The organism is Oleiphilus sp. HI0061, from assembly GCF_001635675.1.
In genome coordinates this window covers 1-7,517 of the sequence record NZ_LWFE01000904.1, presented here as the reverse complement: position 1 = coordinate 7,517, position 7,517 = coordinate 1, and the positions used below count along the sequence as shown (strand labels likewise).

Here is a 7,517-nt window from a genome sequence, read left to right as displayed (position 1 = left end):
CGAGTGAGTGAAATTTCTCTCAATATCCCCCCCATCAGGGAGCGTGACGGTGATGCGATTATCATTGCACAAGCTTTGCTTAAAACTTTCGCTCAACAAATGAACCGTCCGACATTAGCATTTAACGAAGATGCGATGCGAGCAATAAAGAGCTATGAATGGCCAGGTAATGTTCGAGAAATTATTAACAAAGTAAAGCGGGCAGTCATCATGGCTGATGATAAGCTTGTCACGAGCTCAGACCTTGAGCTGTCAAATGATGCTTGTGCGACTGAAGAGGCGCTTAATCTTCGCCAAATAAGAGACGCAGCAGAAAAAACGGCAATCACACAAGCTATTCATGCCGCACAGAATAATATGGCGCAAGCAGCTAGACTACTCGGAATTACTAGGCCGACACTCTATAACCTGACGGAAAAGTTTGGAATTAATACCCACGAGCAATAGCCCTATTCGCTACACTCATAGGAGTAAGAAAAAAGCCTGCTTCATGCAGGCTTTTTCTCAAGGGTTACTGCTTGGCTCGAGCAGCGTTTAAATGCTCTTCAATTTCTTCCATTTCCGGAGCGAGCTTATGTGCTTTCTCTAGATAAGGTAAGCCTTCAGAAACCTTCCCGTTATCAACGAGTACCCAACCATAACTATCAAGAACGGCTGGACTCTCCGGCGCTAAGTCTACAGCTTTAGCTAACAGCTCTAACGCCCTCGAATCTTTTTTCTCAAAATAGATCCACCCTAGATTATTCAGAGCCATGACGTTATTGGGCGCAATTTTCAGAACTTTTTCATAACCTTCAACCGCTTTTATACGTTGCCCCCGCTGCTGATAAGCTAAGGACTGATACATAAGCGCTGGGGTACTGTTAGGTAGCTTAACCAACCAATCTTGAAGGAACTTGTTTTGGGCAGGCTTATCACCCAAAACACCTAGCACTCGATATAGTTTTTCAGCTGTAGAATCTACGGGTGCATTTCCCCAGCTTTGCATCAATAGCTTACGCGCTGTTGAATAGTCATTCTTGGATAGCGCAATATCACCGCGCAATATGTTCACAACAGGGTGGCTATCATTAATAGCCTCTATTTGACCAAGTACTTTCTCAGCCTCATTAACACGTCCAGCCTTCAGCTCAAGATCAACTAAAAAAGACAATAAGCGCATATTATCCGGTTCACTCGTTAGAACCTCAGCGACTTTGGTACGCGCCGTAGCGAAATCGCTCTTACGCATTGCAATTAAGGCTTCAACATACTTAATTCCATCACCTAAACGCTTGGTTTTTCCATCTTCTCCGTGAGCCGCTTTCGCTTTTTCAAGATACGCTTTAGCATCCGATACATTCTGCTGTGAGATCGACTCCTGAATCAGTACATAATATGGCGCTAGCTGAGCATTACTATTTGCGAAGAACTCTAATTTACTACGTCCTTCGGCACCTTGATCTTCGATAAGATAAACAGATAGCAAACCTTTATAACCCAACTCACTTTCGGGGAACACCCGAATAATTTCATTAAACGTTTGCTTTGCTGAATCGCCTTTACTTAAAGATATCTCAGCTTTTCCTTTCGCAAACAAGGCATTTAGATAACCTTCACCTTCCTTGTTTACCTCTGCAGCCATAGTAAAACGTTTTAACGCTGTGGATATATTCCTTTGATTCAGCGAGAAGTAACCGGCTACTAAATTGGTCGCATAATCTCTTGGTTTAGCTTTCAACGCACTGGCGATAAATTCTTCAGCTTTCTTCGCTCCGTCATGACGCAAGTGGAAACTTACAATGCTTCTTAACAGTTGAAGATCTGAACTATCTAGCTTGTATGATTGATCTAGCTGTTGCCATTCTTTACCTTTATTCGCTCCTGGGCCACTACGGTAGTAATCTGCCAAAGCAAGGCGAACCCGAATATTCTTTTCATCAAACGACAAAGCTTTCAGAAGGGCATTCTCACCCTTTTTGTACTGACCATCAGATATTGCTGCTAAGCCATACAATGCAAGTGTTTCGGGCGCCTTACTGCGATCAATAGTAGGCTCAAGTATTTCTAGCACTTTCTTTGGCTCATTCATTTTCAGATTCGTCGCCGCATAAATGTGACGCGTCATCTCATTTGCGACTTCCGGATCAACACTTTCTGAAAGGTATTTAGAGGCTGCGGTATTATCTCCTTCCAAATAGCTAATAATACCTAGTAGCTGAGTCGCTAGCTTGTATGAGGGATAATCATTTAATATCTCGATCAAAGTTGCTTTAGACGCATCCAATTCGCCTGCTTGCATTTTCTCGACCGCAAGCTGATATTTCTCTTTTACTTCATTTGAACCCGGGAAGGCTTCGGATAACAGTTTGGTGTAAATATAGGCTTCGTTAGAACGGCCTTGGCGAGTCAAAACATAAGATAGCCGTTCTAATACAACGGCTTTTTCCGGCTCAATAATATCTGTATTATCCATAGTAGAAAGCAAATCGGTCAGAATATCTTCGGCCTGTTCCAGGTTCTGTTCACCAATTGCAATACCAGCCAATAGAATTCTTGCTTTACTAAAAGCCTTGGCACCCTTAGGTATGGAATTAAGCAAGCCTTTCGATTCTTTTACCTGGTTAGATCTTACTAAAGCAGTTGCTTTTCCTAGGGTAGCGAGGTCATTCCCTGCCTCGTCATTAAGAATTTTCTGATAGGCATTGACTGCTTGTTCAAGCTCGTTCAAACCTAACAAGTTATGCGCACGAAGCATTTGAAGCTCAACGCTATTGCCACTTAAGTGCTCATCCAGAACAAGCTCAGCAGATAAGTACTTGTGCTTACCTTGATAAGACTCAACCAGTGCGACATAGTAACTTTCATCCTTGTCGGTACTCACCTGCTCCAATAAGCTAAGCGCCGCGTCATATTGCCCTAATTTAATCAACATCTCGGCATATTGAACAATTGAAGAGGCTTCGCCACCCGACTTCTTCACCGCATTTTTATATTCAATTGTCGCGGCTTTATATTGACCTTGCTCGGCATAAGCTTTAGCTCTCGCTAGATGATTCGCGTTAAGCTCTTTCTGATCAGTTTCTCCGCAGGCAATCAACATACTTACTAATACAGCAGATATGAACAATCGCCCAACTTTATTAAACTTCATCCTTTAAACCCTATGATTAAAATTCCAGATTTTCACTGTAGCTAAGCTCTATATTCAAAGCAAGCCATTCTAGTGTTTGCTAGACATATCCACGCAAAACCAAGTAATCAAAAACTTCCTTTGCTGCACCTTCTATACTTAAAACACCCGCGTCAACCACGAGTTCAGGATCTTCGGGGGCTTCATATGTAGAGTCAATACCCGTAAAGTTTCGAATCTCTCCAGCCCTCGCCTTTTTATACAAACCTTTCGGGTCTCTCCGCTCACAAACACTAAGATCAGTACAAATATAAACCTCAATAAACTCCCCTATAGGGAAGAGCTTTCTCACCATTTGTCGATCTGAATTAAAAGGAGAAATAAACGCAGACTGGACAATCAAACCCGCATCGACAAAAAGTTTTCCTACCTCACCAATTCGTCTGATATTTTCAATTCGGTCTTGAGCAGAAAAACCCAGATCCTTCGTCAATCCATGCCTAACATTGTCACCGTCTAAAAGGTAGGTATGCTTACCTTTCTCGTAGAGCATCGCATCTAAGGCATTCGCGACACTAGACTTACCTGCACCACTAAGGCCGGTAAACCAGATCATGCAGGGCTTTTGATGTTTTTGCTTAGCACGGTCTTCTCTTTGGATTTGATGGTCGTGCCAGCGGATATTTGGGCTTTTCATAATTGAGGTCGTTTTAAGTTGTCTTATATGAGCAATATCGGTCGCGAAGTTACTATTAGTTACTTTTATATAGTTTTCACTAACCTTATTTTTCAGCTAAGCTTAACACCATTACAAAGCATTTTAATAACCTTAGCAGTTTTACAACTGTTTACCGCAACGAACGACTAAGCCGTTAACGACTCACGTACATTGCGGTACAGCTACACTTTGGATGAAGTTATGACACGGATCGCTAGGCAGCCTGTGCTGTGGTTAGCGGCAATTTTTGCCCTGTTGCTATGTTATCTAGGAACTTTCTACCCCAGCCGTTTAGTTCAACTTCATACTCACTGGACCACTGCTGGCGATTTGGATATGGGCTATATCCTTCTCGCTTTAAGCGCCTATTTTTCATATAAGAACCTTGGATCGAACAAAGTTCAACCGAACTATCTATTATTACCTGCTGTCATTCTTCTGACCGCCGGGTTTGTTTTATCTCAAGCTCTGGATATAAAAACACTGTTTTTTTTATGCCTTGCTTTATCGCTGCCCTTATTTAGCGCAATAGTTCTAGGCTTTGCAAGTACTCGTAATATTATCATTGCATGGAGTGTCGTCTTAATGGCGATGCCTTTCTGGTACCTGGCAATCCCTTTCTTACAAACACTGACTGTTAAAGTTGTTTCTTACCTTGCCTCCCTACTATCACTAACGGTACTTGTTGAAGGAAACTACTTTACCGTCACCACCGGCGTAGTTCATGTTGCTGGGGGCTGTTCAGGGTTAAAGTATTTTATGACGGCTTTGTCACTAGCATTGATTTCCTCAGCGTTTAATAGAAGACGTTTTCGTCATGCATTGATAAGCCTTGCGATTGCCGCAACACTTGCAATGATCGGAAACTGGATTCGGGTCTTCATTCTATTACTCATCGCCTATTATGAGGGCGTTAGCCACCCTTTAATGGAAGACCATGATACTTTAGGGTGGATTGTGTTCGGTGCCGTGATGCTTCCATGGTTTTTCATCGACCGCCACTTCGATGCAGAAGGCGAACAAGAGTCACCTGTAAAACAAGATACATCGCAGCCATTGAAACAACAAATTCTCTCGTTAACAGCTTGCACAGTTTTACTAATCATTTCCCAACTAGCACTTAGCCCACCAGAAAATAGAGAATACCAGGTAAGCCAACCTAAGCTACCAAAAACACTAAATGGCCTAACACTCGATACAACTCGAGCGACCAACTGGAAACCTCACTTTCCACAACCAACCAATTTAACGCGAGGCTTATACGGAGCCTTCGGAGACCAGCTCGACCTATACATCCTCACCTACCTAAACAATAGTAATGTAGAAATGGCCAATAGCCAGAACACAATATTTGATAAGAACAGATGGCAGCTAATCAATGATTATGCATGGACAAGTGATCTACACCCAAACGTAAGAATTCGTATCGCGCTTGCTAAAGCAGGAAGAACGCACCGAGTAGTATATTACTGGTATAAACATGGAGCGCAATTTGCAAATTCAATAGGATCAAGCAAGATAGCACAATTAAAAAAATCCTATCTTGATATCCATGAATCACAACTTGTTGCTCTCTCGAAAGAATGCAACCTGAAGTGTCAAAGTAACTTAACGCCAACTCAAGGTATGCTGGATACAATAATCCAGTTACACATACAATCAAATTCTGATATAAGTTCAAGCAGCGACATCGAGAGTTAACCTATGTGTGGAATAGCAGGTTTGTTTGGCCTCCCCCCGTTTGAAAAAGATCGCTATGCACTTGCCAAGCAAATGGCAGGACAATTACGCCATCGAGGCCCTGACGGACAAGCTTACTATCTAGATAGCCAAGCCTTATTGGTTCATACGCGTTTGAGCATCATCGATATTCAGGGTGGTGAGCAGCCTATTCATAATGAAGATAAATCAGTATGGGTTAGTTTTAACGGCGAGATATACAACTTCCCTGAACTGCGAGAAGTATTAATTGCTAAAGGCCACCAATTTTATACCCATACCGACACCGAAGTTATCGTTCACCTTTACGAAGAATATGGCCTGGATTTTGTTAACCACTTAAACGGCCAGTTCGCAATAGCACTTTGGGATAAAAAACAACAACGAGCCGTTCTAACTCGTGACCGGGTAGGTATATCTCCACTATTTTATAGCCAGCAAGCACAATCACTCGCTTTTGCATCAGAAGTTAAAGCCATACTGTGTACACTTCCTTCAGCACCAAAACTAAACCTAAACTCTTTAGACCAAATACTTAGCTATTGGGCACCTGTCTCTCCTAACACAGCATTTGAGAATGTCTACGAGGTTAAACCAGGAGAGCAGGTTGTTTTTGAGAAAGGAAACTTAACGCGACGCCAATACTGGGATTATCCATTTTCATCTGGAACCGCCCCACACATAGTAGATGAAAAGATTGCAGCGCAGAAGGTATCTGAACTTCTAGAAGAAGCCGTTCGCATTCGTTTAAGGGCTGACGTCCCCGTTGGAGCCTATCTTTCGGGCGGCTTAGATTCATCGATCCTGGTTTCACTCATCAAACACCTGGATCACGGAGACCTCAGCACCTTTTCACTCACTTTCGAAGATGCTGACCTGGATGAAAGCAAGCACCAAAAAACCATGGTCGAACACTTAAACACCAGTCACTTTTCAACACAGTGCAAGTACAGCAATATTGCGGATGACTTCTTGGACTGCATAAAGCACACTGAAAGCCCTATTGTACGTACAGCGCCCATCCCTATGGGTCGCTTATCAGCCCTGGCTCGACAGCAAAACTACAAGGTAGTACTAACAGGAGAAGGAGCGGACGAAATATTCGGTGGTTATGACCTTTTTAAAGAAGCCAAACTTAGAGAGTTCTGGTCACGCCAGCCTGACTCATCCTGGCGCCCTTTATTAATCAAGCGCTTATATCCTTATTTAGATATGTCTCGTGACCGAGCCGGCTCCTTCTTGAAAGCTTTTTTTGGTGGAGGTGTAGACCAACCGAACCATCCTCTTTTCTCACATTTGCCAAGGATCGCATCAACTTCAAAAGCAAAAATTTTCTATAGTGACGCCTTATCATCAGAATTAAATGTTAATGCAGAGGAGAGACTTATCGCCTCATTACCAGATCGGTTTGATTCATGGAAGCCGTTCAATAAATCCTTATACCTTGAGAGTAAAACCTTGATGGCAGGTTACTTGCTCAACTCTCAAGGGGATAGAATGTTAATGAAAAACTCAGTTGAAGGTCGCTTCCCCTTTCTTGATCACAATGTGATTGAGTTCGCCAGCCAATTGCACCCAAAACTCAAGATGAAAGCGTTCAACGAAAAGTACATTCTAAAAAAAGCGATGCAAAATCGTTTGCCAAATACTATTGTCCAGCGTTATAAACAGCCTTATAGAGCACCTAACATACCATCCTTTTTTAGTGACAGTACGCCCGAATACGTTGAAAGCTTACTAAGCGAGAATTCTTTGAAAGACAGCAATTACTTCAACCCAAACAAAGTGGCGCTACTATTGAAAAAAATCAAATCAGGTAAGGCAATTAGCCAAAAAGACAACACAGCGCTTGTATCCGTCTTATCAACCCAAGCCTGGCACCATCATTTTATTGATCAATTTGAGAGTAATTTCAAAAACCATCACTCTAATGATACCGAGTTACACAGAATCAGTTAGAATAAATAA

General features: G+C 42.4%; 5 protein-coding genes. 3 read left to right on the top strand and 2 right to left on the bottom strand.

Going from position 1 to position 7,517, the window contains the following annotated elements; translation table 11 throughout:
- On the top strand, window positions 1-447 hold a 447-nt coding region (locus tag A3735_RS10685; RefSeq protein ID WP_304439988.1), incomplete at its 5' end, for a helix-turn-helix domain-containing protein.
- Window positions 448-511: 64 nt separating this feature from the next.
- Here the strand turns inward: A3735_RS10685 and A3735_RS10680 are convergent.
- The gene (locus A3735_RS10680) at window positions 512-3,133 is read right to left on the bottom strand and encodes a tetratricopeptide repeat protein (protein WP_068515276.1); all 2,622 of its coding nucleotides are present in this window, start codon (window positions 3,131-3,133) and stop codon (window positions 512-514) included.
- A 79-nt stretch (window positions 3,134-3,212) separates the two neighbouring features.
- Window positions 3,213-3,809, bottom strand: a complete 597-nt coding sequence (gene cysC / locus A3735_RS10675) for an adenylyl-sulfate kinase (RefSeq protein ID WP_068515286.1) — start codon at window positions 3,807-3,809, stop codon at window positions 3,213-3,215.
- Between the two features lie 222 nt (window positions 3,810-4,031).
- Here cysC and xrt point away from each other — a divergent pair, with 222 nt between their 5' ends.
- On the top strand, window positions 4,032-5,531 hold the full coding sequence (gene xrt / locus A3735_RS10670; RefSeq protein WP_068515288.1) for an exosortase: 1,500 nt from the start codon (window positions 4,032-4,034) through the stop codon (window positions 5,529-5,531).
- A 3-nt stretch (window positions 5,532-5,534) separates the two neighbouring features.
- A complete protein-coding gene (gene asnB / locus A3735_RS10665) occupies window positions 5,535-7,508 on the top strand; it encodes an asparagine synthase (glutamine-hydrolyzing) (protein WP_068515289.1) in 1,974 nt (657 codons plus the stop codon).
- Window positions 7,509-7,517: the final 9 nt, after the last annotated feature.